This window comes from Methylomicrobium lacus (genome assembly GCF_041897535.1).
GTDB lineage: Bacteria > Pseudomonadota > Gammaproteobacteria > Methylococcales > Methylomonadaceae > Methylomicrobium > Methylomicrobium lacus_A.
The window spans coordinates 838,991-861,364 of sequence record NZ_CP169217.1 but is presented as its reverse complement, the minus strand read 5'-3'; the positions used below and the strand labels follow the sequence as shown (position 1 = coordinate 861,364).

5 protein-coding genes and 1 pseudogene are annotated in these 22,374 nt (G+C 62.8%); all 6 read left to right on the top strand.

The genetic code is table 11. The annotated features are described in order from the left end of the window. Positions 1 to 42: 42 nt before the first annotated feature. A pseudogene (locus ACEPPP_RS03725) lies at positions 43 to 7,350 on the top strand (amino acid adenylation domain-containing protein); the annotation flags it as partial. Next, complete coding sequence (locus ACEPPP_RS03720) at positions 7,283 to 8,125, top strand: condensation domain-containing protein (protein WP_374090879.1); 843 nt, start codon at positions 7,283 to 7,285, stop codon at positions 8,123 to 8,125. The pseudogene ACEPPP_RS03725 and the gene ACEPPP_RS03720, both read left to right, overlap by 68 nt. After that, the gene (locus ACEPPP_RS03715) at positions 8,122 to 8,937 is read left to right on the top strand and encodes an AMP-binding protein (RefSeq protein WP_374089710.1); all 816 of its coding nucleotides are present in this window, start codon (positions 8,122 to 8,124) and stop codon (positions 8,935 to 8,937) included. Before ACEPPP_RS03720 ends, ACEPPP_RS03715 begins: the two co-directional genes overlap by 4 nt. Continuing rightward, the gene (locus ACEPPP_RS03710; RefSeq protein ID WP_374089709.1) at positions 8,937 to 10,034 is read left to right on the top strand and encodes an AMP-binding protein; all 1,098 of its coding nucleotides are present in this window, start codon (positions 8,937 to 8,939) and stop codon (positions 10,032 to 10,034) included. Before ACEPPP_RS03715 ends, ACEPPP_RS03710 begins: the two co-directional genes overlap by 1 nt. Next, positions 10,034 to 13,471 (top strand): amino acid adenylation domain-containing protein, encoded by a 3,438-nt coding sequence (locus tag ACEPPP_RS03705; RefSeq protein WP_374089708.1) that lies wholly within the window; start codon positions 10,034 to 10,036, stop codon positions 13,469 to 13,471. Before ACEPPP_RS03710 ends, ACEPPP_RS03705 begins: the two co-directional genes overlap by 1 nt. Then, positions 13,468 to 22,329, top strand: a complete 8,862-nt coding sequence (locus ACEPPP_RS03700; protein WP_374089707.1) for an amino acid adenylation domain-containing protein — start codon at positions 13,468 to 13,470, stop codon at positions 22,327 to 22,329. The genes ACEPPP_RS03705 and ACEPPP_RS03700 overlap by 4 nt, the downstream gene beginning before the upstream one ends. Positions 22,330 to 22,374: the final 45 nt, after the last annotated feature.

Genomic DNA, 22,374 nt, shown 5'->3' with positions numbered 1-22,374 from the left:
GCCCGACACCATGATCCGGTGTGCTTGGGTAAGCGAAATTTCATGCAGTATCCGTTTCGAGTATGGAGGAGAAAGGTGTTAAACGAGCATTTTGATGTAGGTTCCACTGGCGACGCCGCGCTGATCGAAGACGCCACCTCCTTGGTCACGGTGTTGCAAAGACGGGCAGAATGGCATCCTGATAGAACTGCATACACCTTTCTGGAGTTCGGTGAGGGGGCGTTCCGTTCGTTGACATACGGCGAGCTCGACCGGGAAGTGCGGCAATTGGCCGCGCAATTGCAGCAGATGGGCATGCAAGGCCAGACGGCTGTATTGCTCTATCCGCCGGACCTGGATTACATCGTGGCGTTTTTCGCCTGTCTCTATGCCGGGACCGTCGCGGTGCCGGCCTATCCTCCCAGCAACAATCGGCACATGCCGAGGCTGCAGGCCATCCTCGACGACAGCCGGGCAAAAATGGTCCTGACCACGGCCCAGGTTGCCGGCAACGTACGCCAGTTTGCTGGCGCCAGTGCTGAATCGTTAGCCAAAAACTGGCTCGCAACCGATGCGCACGCCGCTCTTGACGCATCCTCCTGGCAAGCACCGGCGCTGCGCGCATCGGATCTCGCGTTCCTGCAATACACCTCGGGTTCGACGGGTGACGCCAAGGGCGTGATGATCAGTCACGGCAACTTGATCGCCAACCAGCACCTGATCAAACGCCGTTTTGGCCACGACGAACGTTCCACCGTGGTCGGCTGGCTGCCGCTTTATCACGACATGGGCTTGATCGGCAACGTGATGCAGCCTTTATACTGCGGCGCCAGCGCGGTGTTGATGTCGCCGATGGCCTTCCTCGAAAAGCCGCTGCGTTGGCTGCAGGCGATCAGCGATTACCGCGCCCGCACCAGCGGCGGGCCGAATTTTGCCTACGACCTGTGCGTGCAGAAAATCGGCGAGGACGAAAAAGCCGGGCTCGATCTGAGCCACTGGCGCTTGGCATTCAACGGCGCGGAGCCGATCAATCCGGAGACCCTGCGGCGCTTTAGCGAGGCCTTTGCCGGCGCTGGATTTCGCCGGCAAGCCTTCTATCCCTGCTACGGTCTGGCGGAAGCGACCCTGCTGGCGACCGGTGCGGTAAAGCAAAGCGATCCTATCGTTGCCGCATTCGACAAGAGGGCGTTGGAACAGCGTATCGTCAATGCGGTGCCGGACGGCGACCCGAATGCCCGGCGTTTGGTCGGTTGCGGCTCCGTGGATAAGGCGCAAGGCCTCAGCATCGTGGACCCCGATAGCGGCGCGCTGTGCGAGGCAGGCCGGATCGGCGAGATATGGATCGGCGGGCCCAGTATCGCCCAAGGATATTGGCAAAATGCCGAAGCGAGCGCGAGAACGTTCAGCATCGATGCCGAAGGCAAGCATTGGCTACGCACCGGCGACCTGGGGTTCGTCGACGGCGGCGAATTGTTCGTTTCCGGGCGCCTGAAAGACCTCATCATCGTCCGCGGCCGCAATTATTATCCGCACGACCTGGAATACGCGGTCGAGGCGGCCACCTCTGCGTTGAACCCGGCATCGACGGTCGCCTTCGCGGTCGACGAAGCCGACGGCGAAAAGCTGGTCGTATTGGCCGAATTGAAGCGCAACCGGGTCAGGCAGGGCGATTATCGCAGCGAATTCGCCGCGATACGCGCGCGCTTGACCGAGGAATGCGGCATCCAGGCCGACCGCATCGTATTGTTGAAGCCCGGCTCGATCTTGAAAACCAGCAGCGGCAAACTCCGACGCAGCGCTTGCCGCGAGGCTTACCTGCGGCAAGGCTTCGAGCCGGTCGCGGTCGACGGCCTGCAACAGCCTGCCGCGATGCCGCAGCCGGCGAGCACGGTGAACCCAGGCTCGGGCGAGCGCAATCTATTGCGGCTGGCTTTGTTGTCGCTGGACAAGGCGAATGCGGCCGCGCTGTTGGCGGGGCAACTGGCGCTGAAAGCGGCAGCCTTATCCGGCATGGATGCAGGCGGCATCGGTCCTCGGCATTCGCTGACCGGCCTCGGTTTGGACTCGCTGAAAGCGGTCGAAATGAAATATTTCATCGACGAACTGCTGGGTATCGATTTGCCGATAGCCAAATTGCTGGGCAGCGCCACCTTGCAGGAGAGTGCGCTGACGGCGCTCGGCTTGGTCGAGAGTGCCGGCGCAAGCATTGAAAAACCGGATCGGGTTGCCGAAGGCAATGCGGCGAAAACCGCGATGTCCTACAACCAGAAGGCCTTGTGGGCACAGGCGAGGATGCATAGCGGCGAAGCGCTGTATCACATGCCCGCGGCGTTAGCGATACAGGGTTATGTGGATCATGACGCCTTGCGAAATGCCCTGGCCGAATTGTGCCGGCGCCATGCGCAACTGCGCAGCGGATTTGATCTGGACGCCGAAAATCGGCCTGTGTGTTTGCCGCTTGCCGAGGCGGAGCTCCTTTTGGAAACCGCCGTGTGCGCCGATCATGCAGAGCGGCAGGAGAATCTGCTCGCTTTTGTCGGCGAACCGTTTGATCTGCAACACGGCCCGCTGTTGCGATGCGCGCTGTACAGTTGCGGCGAGACCGATCATGTCCTGGCATTTTGCGCCCATCACCTGATTGTCGATTTTCGCTCGCTGCTGGTGCTGCTGTCGGAGTTGCAGGCGTTTTATTTCGGGTACGTGTATGGTGCCGTTGCAAAATTACCCGCATTAAAGGCTGCCTATGCGGAGTTCGTCAGTTGGCAACAAGTTTATCTGAGCAGCGAAGCGGCCGATCGAGATTTGCAGTTCTGGCGGGACCAATTGGCTGGCGAATTGCCCCGGTTGGAACTGCCTGTCTGTTATGCCGCCGATCATTCGCAATCGAATGTGGGGCGGGCGGAAGGGCTGACGATAACGGCAGAAACCGTTGGACGGCTGAAAGGTTTGGCGGCGGAGCAGCATACCACGTTGTATACGCTATTGCTGACCGTATTCAAAACCTTGTTGTATCGCTACAGTGGACAACACGATCTGATTGTCGGCTCTCCGACTCTGGGTCGCCCGCTGCATCAGTTCGCGGATCTGGTCGGTTACTTCGTCAATCCTGTCGCTCTGCGCAGCATGCCGAAAGGGGAGTTACGTTTTTGCGAGTATCTGGCCGATGTCAACGGGGTTGTGCTCGGTGCATTGGAACACCAGAATTATCCGCAGGCGCTCTTGATTGAAAAATTACGCTCCGAGCAGTGCAAAGGTCATATCGAGCTCTATCGCACCTTTTTCGTCTTACAGGACGGCTCCGATCCGACCGCTGCCGCATTAGCGATAGGCCGGCCGGACATCAGGCTGCAATGGGCTGGCTTCGACGCGCAAACCTGCAGTTTGCCCGATACGGCAGAGGAATTCGATCTGGCCATGCTGGCGGCCGAGACCTTTGCCGGGTTGTCGGTTACCTTCCGTTATCGCAGCGATCTGTTAACGCGCGAGACCGTGCTGCGATTGCTGGGGCATTTCGAGTGCCTATTGCAAGGCATCTTGGCCGATCCCGGCTACCGCCTGAGTCAATTGCCGCTGCTGACCGCACCGGAACGCCGGCAAATCCTCGACGCCTGGAACGCCACCGAGGCCGACTATCCCAAGGACCGCTGCCTTCATCACTTGTTCGAAGCCCAGGCGGCAAGGACGCCGGAAGCGGTCGCGCTGAAGTTCGAAGACCGGAGCCTGAGCTACGCCGAACTGAACGCCAAGGCCAACCAGTTGGCGCATTACTTGGTCGCACGCGGCGTCGGCCCGGACGTATTGGTCGGCCTCTGCATCGAACGCTCGCCGGAGATGGTGATCGGCCTCTTGGGCATCCTGAAAGCCGGCGGCGCCTATGTGCCGCTCGACCCGCACTATCCCGAGGAGCGTATCCGTTACCTGCTCGGCGATGCCGGCATCGGCCTGCTGCTGACCCGGCCGGCTCTGGCGGTGGTCGCGGCGGAGGCGCGGCAGACGGTGTATCTGGACCGAGACTGGCCCATGATCGCGCGTTATCCGGCGCACAACCCCACGCTTAGCCACCACCCGCTCCATCTGGCCTACATCATCTACACCTCCGGTTCGACCGGCCAGCCCAAGGGCGTCGCGGTCAGCCACCAGAATGCGGTGCATTCGACCGTGGCGCGTTTCGCGCACTATGCCGATCCGGTCAAGGCCTATCTGTTGTTGTCGTCGTTCGCCTTCGACAGCTCGGTGGCCGGGATCTTCTGGACCCTCGGGCAGGGCGGCTGCCTGTGCCTGCCCGACGACGACGCCGGCAAGGACCCGGCGGCGCTGGCCGGACTGATCGAGCGCGAGCAGGTCTCGCACCTGTTGGCCTTGCCGTCGCTGTACGCCGCGTTGTTGGCGCAGCCGCAGGCCAGCCTCGGCAGCCTCACGACCGCGATCGTCGCCGGCGAAGCCTGCGCCACCGAAGTGGTCAAACGGCATTTCGCGCGGCTGCCGGGCGTCAAGCTCTACAACGAATACGGCCCGACCGAAGGCACGGTGTGGAGCAGCGTCTACCAGGCCGGCCCTGAGGACCTGGAGCGCCCGCTGGCGATAGGGCGGCCGCTCGACAATGTGCGCCTGTACATCCTGGATGCCGCCGCCAGCCCGGTGCCGGTCGGCGTGGCCGGCGAGCTCTACATCGGCGGCGCCGGCATCGTGCGCGGCTATCTGCGGCGGGCCGCGTTGACCGCGGAACGCTTCCTGCCCGACCCGTTCCGGCCGGACGGCGGCCGCCTGTACCGCAGCGGCGACCTGGCCCGCTACCGGGCCGACGGCGCGGTCGAGTTCCTGGGCCGCATCGACCACCAGGTCAAGCTCCGCGGCTTCCGGATCGAGCTCGGCGAGATCGAGGCGCAGTTGTTGGCGCGCCCCGAGGTGAAAGAAGCGGCCGTGCTGGCGCGCGAAGATCAGCCGGGCGACAAGAAGCTGGTGGCCTATCTGGTGCTTGACCGGGCCAGTGCGGATACCGCCGTGTTGGACGCCCTGAAAGCCCGACTGCAACAGGCCCTGCCGGACTACATGGTGCCCGCGGCTTTCGTCATTTTGGACGCCATGCCGCTGAGCGCCAACGGCAAACTGGAGCATAAACAGCTGCCGGCGCCGGACTGGAGCGGCCAGTCCGGCGCGGCCTATGCAGCGCCGCAAACCCCGGTCGAAGCCGCCCTGGCCCAGGTCTGGCAGCAACTGCTGGCGGTCGAGCGGGTCGGCCGCCACGACAACTTCTTCGCCCTCGGCGGCGACTCGATCCTGAGCATCCAGGTGGTCAGCCGGGCGCGCCAGGCCGGCATCGTGGTGACGCCGAAACACCTGTTCCAGCACCCGACCCTCGCCGAACTGGCGGCGGTCGCCCGGGCCCAGAGCCGCGCGGTCGCCGAGCAGGGGCCGGTCAGCGGCGAGGCGGCGTTGACGCCGATCCAGCACTGGTTCTTCGAGCGCGGACTCGCCACCCCGCAGCACTGGAACCAGGCCGTGCTGCTGAGCGTCAAGCCCGGGCTGACGCCGGCGGTCTTCGAAGCCGCGCTGCACAAGCTGCTGAGCCAGCACGACGCCCTACGCCTGCGTTTTAGCGTAGAAGACGGCTACTGGCGGCAACGCCATGCGGCCGACGACGCCCAATGCGTCTTCGAACGCCTCGACCTGTCCGCGGTTCCGGCCGCCGAACGCAGCGCCCGCCTGCAGGCGGAAGCGAGCGCGCGCCAGGCCGCCCTGGACCTGAGCCGGGGGCCGCTGCTGCGCGCCGTCTGGTTCGACTGCGGCGCTGAAGCCGGCCAGGTCTTGATCGCGATCCACCACCTGGTGGTCGACGGCGTGTCCTGGCGCATCCTGCTGGAAGACCTGAGTTTGGCCTGCCGGCAGGGCCTGGCCGGCCAGTGCCTGAGTTTGCCCGCGAAGACCACAGCCTTCAAACACTGGGCCGAACGCCTGACAGAGTTGACACAGAGCGGCCGCTTGGATCTCGGTGCCGACTACTGGCTGGACCCGCGCCGCCGAGAGGCGGCGGCGCTGCCGGTCGACGCGCCGGCCGGCGCCAACCTGTCGGGGCTCGAAGACGAGGTCGTCGTCGCCTTGAGCCGCGACGACACCCGCGCCTTGCTGCAGGAGGTGCCGGCCGCCTACCGCAGCCAGATCGACGACGTGCTGCTGACCGCGCTGGCGTTGACCCTGAGGGAGTGGACGCCATCCTCGACCCTGCTGATCGACCGGGAAGGCCACGGCCGCGAACACCTGGCCGACGACCTCGACGTGTCGCGCACGGTCGGCTGGTTCACCAGCGTCTACCCCTTGCTGTTGCAGCTGGAGTTGGGCGACGACCTCGGCCGCGCCTTGAAAACGGTCAAGGAGCAGCTGCGCGCGGTGCCGGCGCACGGCATCGGCTACGGCCTGTTGCGCTACCTGTCGACCGATGCCGAACTCAAACAGCATCTGGCCGCCCAGCCGCAGGCCGGGATCATCTTCAACTACCTGGGCCAGCTCGACACCGTGCTGGATGCGGACGGCCTGTTCGCCCCCAGCCACGAGTCCGCAGGACTCAGCTATGACCCGGCCGGCGCACGGGCGCACGAACTGGACGTGGTCGGCAGCATCCTGGACGGCCGTCTGCAATTGAGCTGGCGTTACAGCCGCGACCGTTACCGCCACAGCACGCTGGCAAACCTGGCCGCGCGTTACCTGCACCACCTGCAAGCCCTGATCGCCCACTGCCGCCAGCCGGAAGCCGGCGGCTACACGCCGTCGGACTTCCCGCTGGCGGCCTTGCCGCAAACGCAGCTGGACGCGCTGGCGCTGCCGCCGCGGCAAATCGAGGACATCTACCCCCTGGCGCCGTTGCAGCACGGCCTGATGTTCCACAGCCTGTACGCGCCGGATGCGACCGTCTACCGCCTGCAACTGGCCTGCCGCCTGCGCGGCCGGCTCGACCTCGACGCCTTCCGGCAGGCCTGGCAGCTGCTGCTGGAACGGCACGCGATCCTGCGCACGCGCTTCGAGGTTCACGGCCTGGAGCAGCCGCTGCAAATCGTCGAACACCACGCGCTGCTGCCGATCAGTCTCCACGACTGGCGCCGCCTGCCGGAAGCCGAGCAGCAACAGCGCTGGCGGCAGTTGCAGGCGGACGATCACGCCCAGGGCTTCGACTTCGGCCGCGCGCCGTTGATGCGCCTGGCCCTGGCGCAAACGGCCGATGAAACGCATTACCTGCTGTGGAGCTATCACCACGTGCTGCTGGACGGCTGGAGCAGCCCGATTTTGATCAAGGAAGTGTTCACGCTCTACCATGCCCTGCAGCGCGGCGACCGGCCGAGCCTGCCGGCGGTCAAACCCTACCGCGACTACATCGCCTGGCTGCACCGTCAGGACCGGGCCGCGGCCGAACGCTACTGGAAAGAGGCGCTGGCCGGCTTCGACCACGCCGACCGTCCTGGGCATCGATTCGGCGCCCGGCCGCCAAGGCGCGGGCGACATCCGGAAGCGCAGCCTGCAGCTGAGCGCGGCCGCAACCCAAAGCCTGCAGCAGTTCGTCAAACACCAACGACTGACCCTGAACACCCTGGCCCAGGCCGCCTGGGGCCTGCTGCTCGGCCGCTACAGCGGCAGCGACGACGTGGTGTTCGGCATCACCGTCTCCGGCCGTCCGGCGGAGCTGATCGGCATCGAAGACCAGGTCGGTCTGTTCATCAACACCCTGCCGATGCGGGTCCGCATCAAGCCGGAAACCCGGCTCGACGACTGGCTGCGCGACCTGTTCGCGCAGAACCAGGACATGCGCCGCTACGACTGCGCGCGCTCTCTGGCGGAGGCGGCTCCGACAGGCCGCGGGCCAAAACGTCGAAAACCTGTTCGACAGCTGCTGGTGTTCGAAAACTACCCGCTCGATCAGGCTTTGATGCAGCTCGGCGGGCCGCTGAAGCTCGACGAGGTGGCCGGCGTCGATCCGACCAACTACCCGCTGACGCTGACGGTCTTCCCCGGCGAGCGCCTGCAGTTGGAGATCACCCACGACAGCAGCCGCTTTAGCGACGCCACTATCGCCGCGATGCTGGCCCACTTGCAGCAACTGCTGGTCGCCTTTGCCGAGCAGCCGCAAACGCAACCCAACTGGGCAACCTGCCGACATTGACCGCCGACGAGCGCCGGCAAATCCTCGACGCCTGGAACGCCACCGAGGCCGACTATCCCAAGGACCGCTGCCTTCATCACTTGTTCGAAGCCCAGGCGGCAAGGACGCCGGAAGCGGTCGCGCTGAAGTTCGAAGACCGGAGCCTGAGCTACGCCGAACTGAACGCCAAGGCCAACCAGTTGGCGCATTACCTGGTCGCACGCGGCGTCGGCCCGGACGTATTGGTCGGCCTCTGCATCGAGCGCTCGCCGGAGATGGTGATCGGCCTCTTGGGCATCCTGAAGGCCGGCGGCGCCTATGTGCCGATGGAGCCGAGCGCGCCTGTGGAACGGATCGCCTATCAGCTGCAGGATACCGGGGCAAAATTGTTACTGACCCAGACACATCTGCTGCCGAAATTGCCCGCAGCCGAAATGGCCTGCATTTGCATCGATAGCGCCTGGCAGGCGATTGAGCGGCAGCCTGATGCCAATCCGAGCGCCAGGGCCTTCCCGTCGCAGTTGGCCTATGTGATCTATACCTCCGGCTCGACCGGGCTGCCGAAAGGCGTAATGATCTCGCACCAGGAGGTCATGCGGCTGTTTGCCGCGACCGACGCGCAATTCGGCATTAACGACCAAGATGTCTGGACGATGTTCCATTCCTTCGCCTTCGATTTTTCGGTCTGGGAGATCTGGGGCGCGCTGTTATACGGCGGCAGGTTGGTGATCGTGCCTTACTGTGTCAGCCGTGCGCCCGATGAGTTTCATCGCTTGTTGCACCAGGAACGGGTCACGGTACTTAACCAAACGCCGTCGGCCTTTTGCAGTTGATGAGTGCCGATGAACGGCAAAGCCGGTTTGTTGAAAGCCTGCGCTTAGTCATTTTCGGCGGCGAAGCGCTGGAGCCTTATAAGCTCAAGCCGTGGTTCGAGCGTTATGGCGATCAGCGCCCGCAATTGGTCAATATGTACGGGATCACCGAAACCACGGTGCATGTGACTTACCGCTTATTGGCCCGGCAAGATACTGACACCACCACGGCGAGTCCTATCGGCAGGCCGATTTCAGACCTGCAAGCCTACCTGACGGATGCTTCGCTCAATCTTTGTCCTATCGGGTGCCGCGGGGAATTGCATGTCGGCGGCGCGGGCTTGGCGAGAGGCTATCTGAATCGTCCCGAACTGACGGCGGAGCGCTTTGTCCCGAATCCGTTCGGCAAGCCCGGCAGCCGGCTATACCGCTCCGGTGATTTAGCCAAATATCAGGACGATGGCGAAATGGACTACCAGGGGCGCATCGATCACCAGGTCAAGCTTCGCGGCTTCCGGATCGAGCTCGGCGAAATCGAAGCGCAAATACTGGCCCATCCCGAAGTGAAAGAGGCGGCCGTACTGGCGCGGGAAGATCAGCCGGGAGACAAGCGCTTGGTCGCCTATCTGGTAGAGAAGCAAAGCGGCGCCTTGCAACTGGAGATTCTGAAAGCCCAACTGAAACTGGCGCTGCCCGACTACATGGTGCCGAGCGCTTTCGTGATGCTGGAGGACATGCCGCTGAACGCCAACGGTAAACTGGATCGCAAGCGCCTGCCGGCGCCGGAAATCGGCGAACAACTGAGCAATTCATATGTTGCGCCGAGAACGGGGACCGAGACGAGTCTGGCCGATATCTGGCAGGACGTGCTCGGCATAGAAAAAGTCGGCGTCGAGGACGACTTCTTCGAACTGGGCGGGCATTCGCTGTTGGCGACGCAGTTGGTATCGCGGATAGCCAGGCATTTTGCGATCGAGCTGCCGTTACGCAGCATTTTCGAAGCCCCCAATGTCGCCGCGTTGGCGGAGAAAATCGATGTCTTGGTTTGGACTGTCCGACCGTCCGATTCGGACGCCGCCCCTTTAAACGAAACCGATTTCGAGGAGATTGAATTCTAATGCCGCATCAATTACTTGCCACACTACGCAATTTAAACGTCAGGCTTTTTGTCGAGGATGGCAACTTAAAGTGCAAAGCGCCGCCGGGGTCTTTGACGGATGACCTTGGCCGGCAGATCAAGGCGCAGAAAGCCAAACTTATCGATGTGCTCAGTTACGCCGACAGAGAGGCGGCGCCGGCGATCAAGACTGGCTTGCGCAGCGACCCTATCCCGTTGTCGTTTGCCCAGCAGCGTCTGTGGTTCCTGGATCAACTGGAGCCGGAGAGTCCGTTTTACAACATTCCGGTGGCATTGCGCCTGACCGGGCATTTGGACATAACCACCTTGACGCAAAGCTTCAACGAAATCGTCCGTCGCCATGAAGTGTTACGCACGGTGTTCGAGGCGCACGACGGCGAAGCGGTGCAAACGATACGGCCGAGCCTGCCGCTCGAAATAGAACAAATAGATCTGACCGCTTTGCCGGTAGACCGGCAGGACGACTGGATGCGGCTATGCCGAGACGAGGCGGCCAAGCCGTTCGATTTGAGCCTAGGGCCGCTGATCCGGGCGACCTTGCTGATATTGTCCGCTAGCGCCGATCGCCAGGATTGCGTGTTGATGCTGACGATGCATCACATCGTCGCGGACGGCTGGTCGGCCGAGGTACTGGTGCGGGAGGTCGCCGCCCTCTATCGGGCTTTCTCGCAAAACCAAGCCTCGCCTCTGCCCGAGCTGCCGCTTCAATATGCCGATTTCGCCTGTTGGCAACGGCGCTGGTTGGTAGGGGACGAGCTGGAGCGGCAAATCGCTTATTGGCGCGAACGTCTGGAAGGCGCGCCGAGCGTGCTGGAATTGCCGACCGATTATTCGCGGCCGCAGGTCATGACCTATCGCGGCGCCAATGTCAGCTTCGAAATTCCGCCGGCCTTGGCGGCACAGGCTAAAACGTTGAGCAACCAGAAAAACGTCACGCCGTTCATGCTGCTGCTGGCCGTGTTCAAGGTGCTGTTGAGCCGTTACAGCGGCCAACACGACATCAGCGTCGGCACCCCGGTCGCCAACCGCAACCGGCTCGAAATCGAAGGGCTGATCGGCTTCTTCGTGAACACCCTGGTGTTGCGCAGCGATCTGTCGGCCACTCCGACTTTCGCCGCGTTGCTGGAGCAAGTCAAGCGGCGGGTGCTCGATGCGCAAAGCCATCAAGACCTGCCGTTCGAAAAACTGGTCGAAGCCTTGCAGCCGGAGCGCGACACCAGCCGTAGCCCGCTGTTTCAGGTGATGTTCGTCTTGCAGGATCATCAGCGCTTGACGCTGAGTTTGCCCGGTCTGGACATCGCGATGGTCGAGGATGAAGGCCAAACCGCCAAATTCGACCTGACCCTCTATATACAGGATTGGCCGGATGGCAGGATGACCGGCATCGTCGAATACAACACCGATTTGTTCGCGCACGCGTCGATGGAACGCTTGGCTCGGCATTATCTGACGCTGCTGCAAGGGGCGCTGGCTCGGCCTCAGGCCGCTATTTCCGAATTGCCGTTGCTGGGCGAACAGGAGCAACGACAGATCCTCCACACCTGGAACGCCACCGCCGTCGACTATCCCAAGGACCGTTGCATCCACCAGTTATTCGAAGCTCAGGCCGAGCTCACCCCGAATACGATCGCATTGACGTTCGAAGCCCAAAGCCTGAGTTACGCCGAACTGAACGCGAAGGCCAACCGTCTGGCGCATTGCCTGGTCGCACGCGGCGTCGGTCCGGACGTGTTGGTCGGCCTCTGCATCGAGCGCTCGCTGGAGATGGTGATCGGCCTCTTGGGCATCCTGAAGGCCGGCGGCGCCTATGTGCCGCTCGATCCCCATTATCCGGAGGAGCGCCTGGCTTTCATGCTGGCGGACATTGCGCCGCCTTGGGTGTTGACTCAGGCCGAATTGGCGGCCGGCCGCGATTTCGGTGCGGCACAGGTATTGAGTCTGGACAGCGACTGGGTGCAGGTCGAAAGCTATCCGTCCGTCAATCCGGACAGCCGTTTAGGTCCCGATAATCTGGCCTATTGCATCTACACCTCCGGCTCGACAGGCACCCCCAAGGGCGCCGGCGTGCCGCACCAAGGCATCCTGAACCGGCTGCAATGGATGCAGGCAGAATACCGGCTGGACGCCGGCGACAGCGTGCTGCAAAAGACCCCGTACAGCTTCGACGTTTCGGTGTGGGAATTTTTCTGGCCGTTGATGGCCGGCGCCCGGTTGGTCGTTGCCGCCCCGGAACTGCATAAAGACAGCCAGGGGCTCGCCGAGCTGGTCCGCCGCGAACGGATCACGACGCTGCATTTCGTGCCGTCGATGCTGCAAGCCTTCGTCGAGACGCCGGAGGTGGAGACTTGTACCTCTATCAAGCGGGTGATCTGCAGCGGAGAAGCCCTGCCGGCCGATTTGGTCGCGCGCTTTCAACAAAAACTGCCGGCCGATCTGCACAATCTCTACGGGCCGACCGAAGCCTCGGTCGACGTCAGCTATTGGGCCTGCCCGCCGGCCTGCGATGAAACCGAGATTCCTATCGGCAAACCGATCGCGAACATCCGCCTGTACATCCTGGACCGCGAACTAAACCCGGTGCCCGTCGGCACGCCTGGCGAATTGCACATCGCGGGTGTCGGTCTGGGTCGTGGTTACCTGAATCGGCCGGACCTGAGCGCGGAAAAGTTCATCCCCGATCCCTACGGCCCCACGGGCAGCCGGATGTACAAGACCGGCGACCTGGTGCGTTACCGGGCGGAAGGCAACATCGACTACTTGGGGCGCCTCGACCATCAGGTCAAGCTTCGCGGCTTCCGGATCGAGCTCGGCGAAATCGAGGCGCAACTGTTGGCGCATCCCGAGGTAAAAGAGGCCGTGGTGCTGGCGCGTGAAGACCAGCCCGGCGACAAGCGGCTGGTCGCCTATCTGGTCGAAGATCAGCTCGGCACCCTGCTGCTGGATACTCTGAAAGCCCAGCTGAAACAGGCACTGCCGGATTACATGGTGCCCAGCGCCTTCGTGATTTTAGATGAAATGCCGCTCAGCGCCAACGGCAAACTGGATCGGAAACGCTTGCCGGCACCCGACGCCAATTCGGCACTAGGCCGCGAATATGAAGCGCCCGAAGGAAAAGTGGAAGTTAAAGTTGCCGAAGTTTGGCAAGAGCTTTTGGGTTTCGGGCCGATCAGCCGGAACGATCATTTCTTCGAACTGGGCGGTCATTCGCTGATGGCAATTACCTTGATCCAGAGGTTGCGGGAACGCGGCTTAACGGCGGATGTTCGGACGGTCTTTACCGCGCCGACCTTGTCGGATATGGCAAGTACGATAGTCGTCAACCAAGTTCAAAAACACGACACCGACATACCGCCGAACCTGCTCAGTGCGCAGATTGGAGCGTTTGATAACTCGGAGAACGAGGAATTTAGAATATGAGTTTGGAACAGGTATTGGCGCGCATTCAGGGTAAGAATATCCGCGTAATGGCGGATGGAGGCGAATTGTTGATTCGCGCACCGCAAGGGGCTATGGATGCCGAGACGATGGCTTTATTGAAGTCGCATAAACAGGCTTTGCTCGATGCGCTACGTGATAGGGGGCCATGGGCGGAACCGCTGTCGTCGACAGCCATAACCCCTGACCGCTTGACTCTAGTCGAGTTGTCGCAGCAGGAAATCGACAGCATCGTCGCCAAGGTGTCTGGAGGCGCCGCCAACATTCAGGATATTTACCCGCTGGCGCCTTTGCAGGAAGGTATTTTGTTCCATCATCTGCTCGATACTCAGGGCGATACCTATCTGCTGCGCACGGTCGTGGCGTTCGAGAAGCGCGAATTCCTGGATCGCTTCCTAGCGGCTTTGCAGCGCGTAATCGATCGTCACGATATCCTGCGCAGCGCGACGTTTTGGCAGGGCTTGCCGCATTCCGTACAAGTCGTGCTCAGACAGGCGCCGTTGCCGGTCGAAGAACTTAAATTACAGGCCGGCAACGAGGCGCTGGCGCAGTTGCTGGCCGCTACCGATCCTATGCGGATGCGCCTGGATTTACAGAGAGCACCGTTGCTGGCGGCTTACCTCATTGCCGATCCGCAAACCGGCGAATGGCTGCTGGCGTTGTTGAACCATCATATCGTCTGCGATCATATCAGTCTGGGTTTCATCATTGCCGAGATTCAGCTGTTGTTGCAGGGCATGGACAGTGAATTGCCGGCCACATTGCCGTATCGGAATTTTATCGCGCAATTGCGTTCGGTGTCGCCGGAACAGCATGAGGCCTATTTTCAGCGGCAACTTGCCGATGTGGCCGAGCCGACCGCGCCGTTCGGCTTGCTCGACGTCAAAAGCACCAGCGCCGTCGCCGAAGCGCATTTTAGCCTGCAGTATGCCCTGGCAAGAAAAGTCAAGGAGGTTACCCGGCAACACGGCGTTAGCACCGCGGTGTTGTTTCATGTTGCCTGGGCGCGGGTGCTGGCGCAATGTTGTGGCCGCGATGATGTGGTGTTCGGCACCGTACTGACCGGGCGCCTGCAGGGTTCAGCCGGTGCGGATCGTACTCTGGGCATGTTCATCAATACCTTGCCGATACGAATCGAGGCAGGGCAAACCACTGTCCGGCAGGCGCTTGCCGAGGCTTATCGAAACTTGAGCGAGTTGTTGGTTCATGAACAAGCCCCGCTGGCTTTAGCGCAGCGCTGTAGTGGTGTCGATGCTGCGCTGCCATTATTTTCGACGCTGTTAAATTACCGGCACAGCCATCAGCCGGAGGCGTCTTCTGCCGGCTCCGAATGGAAAGGCATGCGCATCATCGTCGGGGGGGAAGAGCGCAGTAATTATCCGATCACGTTAGCTGTGGACGATTTCGGTAATGGTTTTGGCTTCACTACGCAATGTGTCGATGGTGTCGATCCGGAGCGAATCAATGCCTATATGCTTGCAGCCGTTGAAGCACTGACCGAGGCGTTGCGCTTATTCCCCGATCTGCCCTTGAGCCGCATTTCTATTCTTTCGGGTACCGAACGCCGGCAAATCCTCGACGCCTGGAACGCCACCGAGGCCGACTATCCCAAGGACCGCTGCCTTCATCACTTGTTCGAAGCCCAGGCGGCAAGGACGCCGGAAGCGGTCGCGCTGAAGTTCGAAGACCGGAGCCTGAGCTACGCCGAACTGAACGCCAAGGCCAACCAGTTGGCGCATTACTTGGTCGCACGCGGCGTCGGCCCGGACGTATTGGTCGGCCTCTGCATCGAACGCTCGCCGGAGATGGTGATCGGCCTCTTGGGCATCCTGAAAGCCGGCGGCGCCTATGTGCCGCTCGACCCGCACTATCCCGAGGAGCGTATCCGTTACCTGCTCGGCGATGCCGGCATCGGCCTGCTGCTGACCCGGCCGGCTCTGGCGGTGGTCGCGGCGGAGGCGCGGCAGACGGTGTATCTGGACCGAGACTGGCCCATGATCGCGCGTTATCCGGCGCACAACCCCACGCTTAGCCACCACCCGCTCCATCTGGCCTACATCATCTACACCTCCGGTTCGACCGGCCAGCCCAAGGGCGTCGCGGTCAGCCACCAGAATGCGGTGCATTCGACCGTGGCGCGTTTCGCGCACTATGCCGATCCGGTCAAGGCCTATCTGTTGTTGTCGTCGTTCGCCTTCGACAGCTCGGTGGCCGGGATCTTCTGGACCCTCGGGCAGGGCGGCTGCCTGTGCCTGCCCGACGACGACGCCGGCAAGGACCCGGCGGCGCTGGCCGGACTGATCGAGCGCGAGCAGGTCTCGCACCTGTTGGCCTTGCCGTCGCTGTACGCCGCGTTGTTGGCGCAGCCGCAGGCCAGCCTCGGCAGCCTCACGACCGCGATCGTCGCCGGCGAAGCCTGCGCCACCGAAGTGGTCAAACGGCATTTCGCGCGGCTGCCGGGCGTCAAGCTCTACAACGAATACGGCCCGACCGAAGGCACGGTGTGGAGCAGCGTCTACCAGGCCGGCCCTGAGGACCTGGAGCGCCCGCTGGCGATAGGGCGGCCGCTCGACAATGTGCGCCTGTACATCCTGGATGCCGCCGCCAGCCCGGTGCCGGTCGGCGTGGCCGGCGAGCTCTACATCGGCGGCGCCGGCATCGTGCGCGGCTATCTGCGGCGGGCCGCGTTGACCGCGGAACGCTTCCTGCCCGACCCGTTCCGGCCGGACGGCGGCCGCCTGTACCGCAGCGGCGACCTGGCCCGCTACCGGGCCGACGGCGCGGTCGAGTTCCTGGGCCGCATCGACCACCAGGTCAAGCTCCGCGGCTTCCGGATCGAGCTCGGCGAGATCGAGGCGCAGTTGTTGGCGCGCCCCGAGGTGAAAGAAGCGGCCGTGCTGGCGCGCGAAGATCAGCCGGGCGACAAGAAGCTGGTGGCCTATCTGGTGCTTGACCGGGCCAGTGCGGATACCGCCGTGTTGGACGCCCTGAAAGCCCGACTGCAACAGGCCCTGCCGGACTACATGGTGCCCGCGGCTTTCGTCATTTTGGACGCCATGCCGCTGAGCGCCAACGGCAAACTGGAGCATAAACAGCTGCCGGCGCCGGACTGGAGCGGCCAGTCCGGCGCGGCCTATGCAGCGCCGCAAACCCCGGTCGAAGCCGCCCTGGCCCAGGTCTGGCAGCAACTGCTGGCGGTCGAGCGGGTCGGCCGCCACGACAACTTCTTCGCCCTCGGCGGCGACTCGATCCTGAGCATCCAGGTGGTCAGCCGGGCGCGCCAGGCCGGCATCGTGGTGACGCCGAAACACCTGTTCCAGCACCCGACCCTCGCCGAACTGGCGGCGGTCGCCCGGGCCCAGAGCCGCGCGGTCGCCGAGCAGGGGCCGGTCAGCGGCGAGGCGGCGTTGACGCCGATCCAGCACTGGTTCTTCGAGCGCGGACTCGCCACCCCGCAGCACTGGAACCAGGCCGTGCTGCTGAGCGTCAAGCCCGGGCTGACGCCGGCGGTCTTCGAAGCCGCGCTGCACAAGCTGCTGAGCCAGCACGACGCCCTACGCCTGCGTTTTAGCGTAGAAGACGGCTACTGGCGGCAACGCCATGCGGCCGACGACGCCCAATGCGTCTTCGAACGCCTCGACCTGTCCGCGGTTCCGGCCGCCGAACGCAGCGCCCGCCTGCAGGCGGAAGCGAGCGCGCGCCAGGCCGCCCTGGACCTGAGCCGGGGGCCGCTGCTGCGCGCCGTCTGGTTCGACTGCGGCGCTGAAGCCGGCCAGGTCTTGATCGCGATCCACCACCTGGTGGTCGACGGCGTGTCCTGGCGCATCCTGCTGGAAGACCTGAGTTTGGCCTGCCGGCAGGGCCTGGCCGGCCAGTGCCTGAGTTTGCCCGCGAAGACCACAGCCTTCAAACACTGGGCCGAACGCCTGACAGAGTTGACACAGAGCGGCCGCTTGGATCTCGGTGCCGACTACTGGCTGGACCCGCGCCGCCGAGAGGCGGCGGCGCTGCCGGTCGACGCGCCGGCCGGCGCCAACCTGTCGGGGCTCGAAGACGAGGTCGTCGTCGCCTTGAGCCGCGACGACACCCGCGCCTTGCTGCAGGAGGTGCCGGCCGCCTACCGCAGCCAGATCGACGACGTGCTGCTGACCGCGCTGGCGTTGACCCTGAGGGAGTGGACGCCATCCTCGACCCTGCTGATCGACCGGGAAGGCCACGGCCGCGAACACCTGGCCGACGACCTCGACGTGTCGCGCACGGTCGGCTGGTTCACCAGCGTCTACCCCTTGCTGTTGCAGCTGGAGTTGGGCGACGACCTCGGCCGCGCCTTGAAAACGGTCAAGGAGCAGCTGCGCGCGGTGCCGGCGCACGGCATCGGCTACGGCCTGTTGCGCTACCTGTCGACCGATGCCGAACTCAAACAGCATCTGGCCGCCCAGCCGCAGGCCGGGATCATCTTCAACTACCTGGGCCAGCTCGACACCGTGCTGGATGCGGACGGCCTGTTCGCCCCCAGCCACGAGTCCGCAGGACTCAGCTATGACCCGGCCGGCGCACGGGCGCACGAACTGGACGTGGTCGGCAGCATCCTGGACGGCCGTCTGCAATTGAGCTGGCGTTACAGCCGCGACCGTTACCGCCACAGCACGCTGGCAAACCTGGCCGCGCGTTACCTGCACCACCTGCAAGCCCTGATCGCCCACTGCCGCCAGCCGGAAGCCGGCGGCTACACGCCGTCGGACTTCCCGCTGGCGGCCTTGCCGCAAACGCAGCTGGACGCGCTGGCGCTGCCGCCGCGGCAAATCGAGGACATCTACCCCCTGGCGCCGTTGCAGCACGGCCTGATGTTCCACAGCCTGTACGCGCCGGATGCGACCGTCTACCGCCTGCAACTGGCCTGCCGCCTGCGCGGCCGGCTCGACCTCGACGCCTTCCGGCAGGCCTGGCAGCTGCTGCTGGAACGGCACGCGATCCTGCGCACGCGCTTCGAGGTTCACGGCCTGGAGCAGCCGCTGCAAATCGTCGAACACCACGCGCTGCTGCCGATCAGTCTCCACGACTGGCGCCGCCTGCCGGAAGCCGAGCAGCAACAGCGCTGGCGGCAGTTGCAGGCGGACGATCACGCCCAGGGCTTCGACTTCGGCCGCGCGCCGTTGATGCGCCTGGCCCTGGCGCAAACGGCCGATGAAACGCATTACCTGCTGTGGAGCTATCACCACGTGCTGCTGGACGGCTGGAGCAGCCCGATTTTGATCAAGGAAGTGTTCACGCTCTACCATGCCCTGCAGCGCGGCGACCGGCCGAGCCTGCCGGCGGTCAAACCCTACCGCGACTACATCGCCTGGCTGCACCGTCAGGACCGGGCCGCGGCCGAACGCTACTGGAAAGAGGCGCTGGCCGGCTTCGACACGCCGACCGTCCTGGGCATCGATTCGGCGCCCGGCCGCCAAGGCGCGGGCGACATCCGGAAGCGCAGCCTGCAGCTGAGCGCGGCCGCAACCCAAAGCCTGCAGCAGTTCGTCAAACACCAACGACTGACCCTGAACACCCTGGCCCAGGCCGCCTGGGGCCTGCTGCTCGGCCGCTACAGCGGCAGCGACGACGTGGTGTTCGGCATCACCGTCTCCGGCCGTCCGGCGGAGCTGATCGGCATCGAAGACCAGGTCGGTCTGTTCATCAACACCCTGCCGATGCGGGTCCGCATCAAGCCGGAAACCCGGCTCGACGACTGGCTGCGCGACCTGTTCGCGCAGAACCAGGACATGCGCCGCTACGACTACGCGCCTCTGGCGCAGATCCAGGGCGGCTCCGACATCGGCCGCGGCCAAAACCTGTTCGACAGCCTGCTGGTGTTCGAAAACTACCCGCTCGATCAGGCTTTGATGCAGCTCGGCGGGCCGCTGAAGCTCGACGAGGTGGCCGGCGTCGATCCGACCAACTACCCGCTGACGCTGACGGTCTTCCCCGGCGAGCGCCTGCAGTTGGAGATCACCCACGACAGCAGCCGCTTTAGCGACGCCACTATCGCCGCGATGCTGGCCCACTTGCAGCAACTGCTGGTCGCCTTTGCCGAGCAGCCGCAAACCCAACTGGGCAACCTGCCGACATTGACCGCCGACGAGCGCCGGCAAATCCTCGACGCCTGGAACGCCACCGAGGCCGACTATCCCAAGGACCGCTGCCTTCATCACTTGTTCGAAGCCCAGGCGGCAAGGACGCCGGAAGCGGTCGCGCTGAAGTTCGAAGACCGGAGCCTGAGCTACGCCGAACTGAACGCCAAGGCCAACCAGTTGGCGCATTACCTGGTCGCACGCGGCGTCGGCCCGGACGTATTGGTCGGCCTCTGCATCGAGCGCTCGCCGGAGATGGTGATCGGCCTCTTGGGCATCCTGAAGGCCGGCGGCGCCTATGTGCCGATGGAGCCGAGCGCGCCTGTGGAACGGATCGCCTATCAGCTGCAGGATACCGGGGCAAAATTGTTACTGACCCAGACACATCTGCTGCCGAAATTGCCCGCAGCCGAAATGGCCTGCATTTGCATCGATAGCGCCTGGCAGGCGATTGAGCGGCAGCCTGATGCCAATCCGAGCGCCAGGGCCTTCCCGTCGCAGTTGGCCTATGTGATCTATACCTCCGGCTCGACCGGGCTGCCGAAAGGCGTAATGATCTCGCACCAGGAGGTCATGCGGCTGTTTGCCGCGACCGACGCGCAATTCGGCATTAACGACCAAGATGTCTGGACGATGTTCCATTCCTTCGCCTTCGATTTTTCGGTCTGGGAGATCTGGGGCGCGCTGTTATACGGCGGCAGGTTGGTGATCGTGCCTTACTGTGTCAGCCGTGCGCCCGATGAGTTTCATCGCTTGTTGCACCAGGAACGGGTCACGGTACTTAACCAAACGCCGTCGGCCTTTTTGCAGTTGATGAGTGCCGATGAACGGCAAAGCCGGTTTGTTGAAAGCCTGCGCTTAGTCATTTTCGGCGGCGAAGCGCTGGAGCCTTATAAGCTCAAGCCGTGGTTCGAGCGTTATGGCGATCAGCGCCCGCAATTGGTCAATATGTACGGGATCACCGAAACCACGGTGCATGTGACTTACCGCTTATTGGCCCGGCAAGATACTGACACCACCACGGCGAGTCCTATCGGCAGGCCGATTTCAGACCTGCAAGCCTACCTGACGGATGCTTCGCTCAATCTTTGTCCTATCGGGTGCCGCGGGGAATTGCATGTCGGCGGCGCGGGCTTGGCGAGAGGCTATCTGAATCGTCCCGAACTGACGGCGGAGCGCTTTGTCCCGAATCCGTTCGGCAAGCCCGGCAGCCGGCTATACCGCTCCGGTGATTTAGCCAAATATCAGGACGATGGCGAAATGGACTACCAGGGGCGCATCGATCACCAGGTCAAGCTTCGCGGCTTCCGGATCGAGCTCGGCGAAATCGAAGCGCAAATACTGGCCCATCCCGAAGTGAAAGAGGCGGCCGTACTGGCGCGGGAAGATCAGCCGGGAGACAAGCGCTTGGTCGCCTATCTGGTAGAGAAGCAAAGCGGCGCCTTGCAACTGGAGATTCTGAAAGCCCAACTGAAACTGGCGCTGCCCGACTACATGGTGCCGAGCGCTTTCGTGATGCTGGAGGACATGCCGCTGAACGCCAACGGTAAACTGGATCGGAAACGGCTGCCGGTGCCGGATAGGACTGCACTGCTGAATTCTGAATACGAGCCTCCGCACGGAGCGGTCGAGTTGAATTTGGCGAAAGTCTGGCAAGACCTACTTGGGGTCGAACGAGTCGGCAGGAATGACGACTTTTTCGAGCTCGGCGGTCACTCATTGCTTGCCGTGCAGCTAATTTCGCGTCTGCGTACCCAGTTTGGCGTAGAAATTCCATTACCCACGCTTTTTACCAAGTCGACCTTACGGGATTTCTCGGGTGAATTAGGCGCTACAGATGCAACGCCAACAGGCTCAAATCTGGTTGCAATACGGACGGAAGGAACCCTGCGTCCTCTATTCATGATACATCCGCGTGGAGGGCAGATTGATTATGTGAGGGCGTTGGCGCCACGGCTACCCAAAGCGTTGCCCATTTATGGGCTGCATGCATTCGGTTTAATAGAAGGAGAGACGCCGATGACGGTGATGGAAGACATAGCAGCGCGATATTTACGCGAAATACGTTCAGTTCAGCCAAAGGGCCCTTATTATTTGGCGGGTTATTCATCCGGTGGAATGATCGCTTATGAAATTGCCTGCCAATTGATTGCGGATGGCGAATCTGTCGATTTTTTAGGGCTAATCGATACGCTAGCGAGGTACCGCATCGAAAATCACCCGGAGTGTTTCGAGGAATGCGTTGTGTTGGCTAACGAAGTGATGGGCCACGGCACTTCTGCACAACCGGAAGACTTAGAGCGTCTCAACGCTCTGGTTGCCAGTAGTGAGTTTGGCGTGATGTTCGATTACTGCCGTTCGGCAGGATTCATACCTGACGATATTGAGCCGGATGCGATTAGGCGCTATCTCAAAGTAGGTTATGCGATGGATAAAGCGTTGAAGGCCTATCAGCCAACGCCTATCGCCGTGCCGGTGACGGTCTTTACGGCGCCAGAGGAGAATACGTCAATGGACACCTCGCTTGGATGGGCATCTTTCATGGGCGGGAAGGTGACAGTAGTGCCGATTGGCGGGAATCATCGAACCATCATAGAGCCGCCCCATCTGGAGCGCTTGGGAGAGGCCATTGCGAATGGCATTATGACGCATCGAGTGAAGCTGTCAACGGCAGCGTGCGAGCACGCAAATGCAATGCCCGTGCCCGTTGAGAAGTTATCGATAACATGACGGTGGATTGAGAACATGGGGAAAAAAAGATCTGTTGTCGTCTCC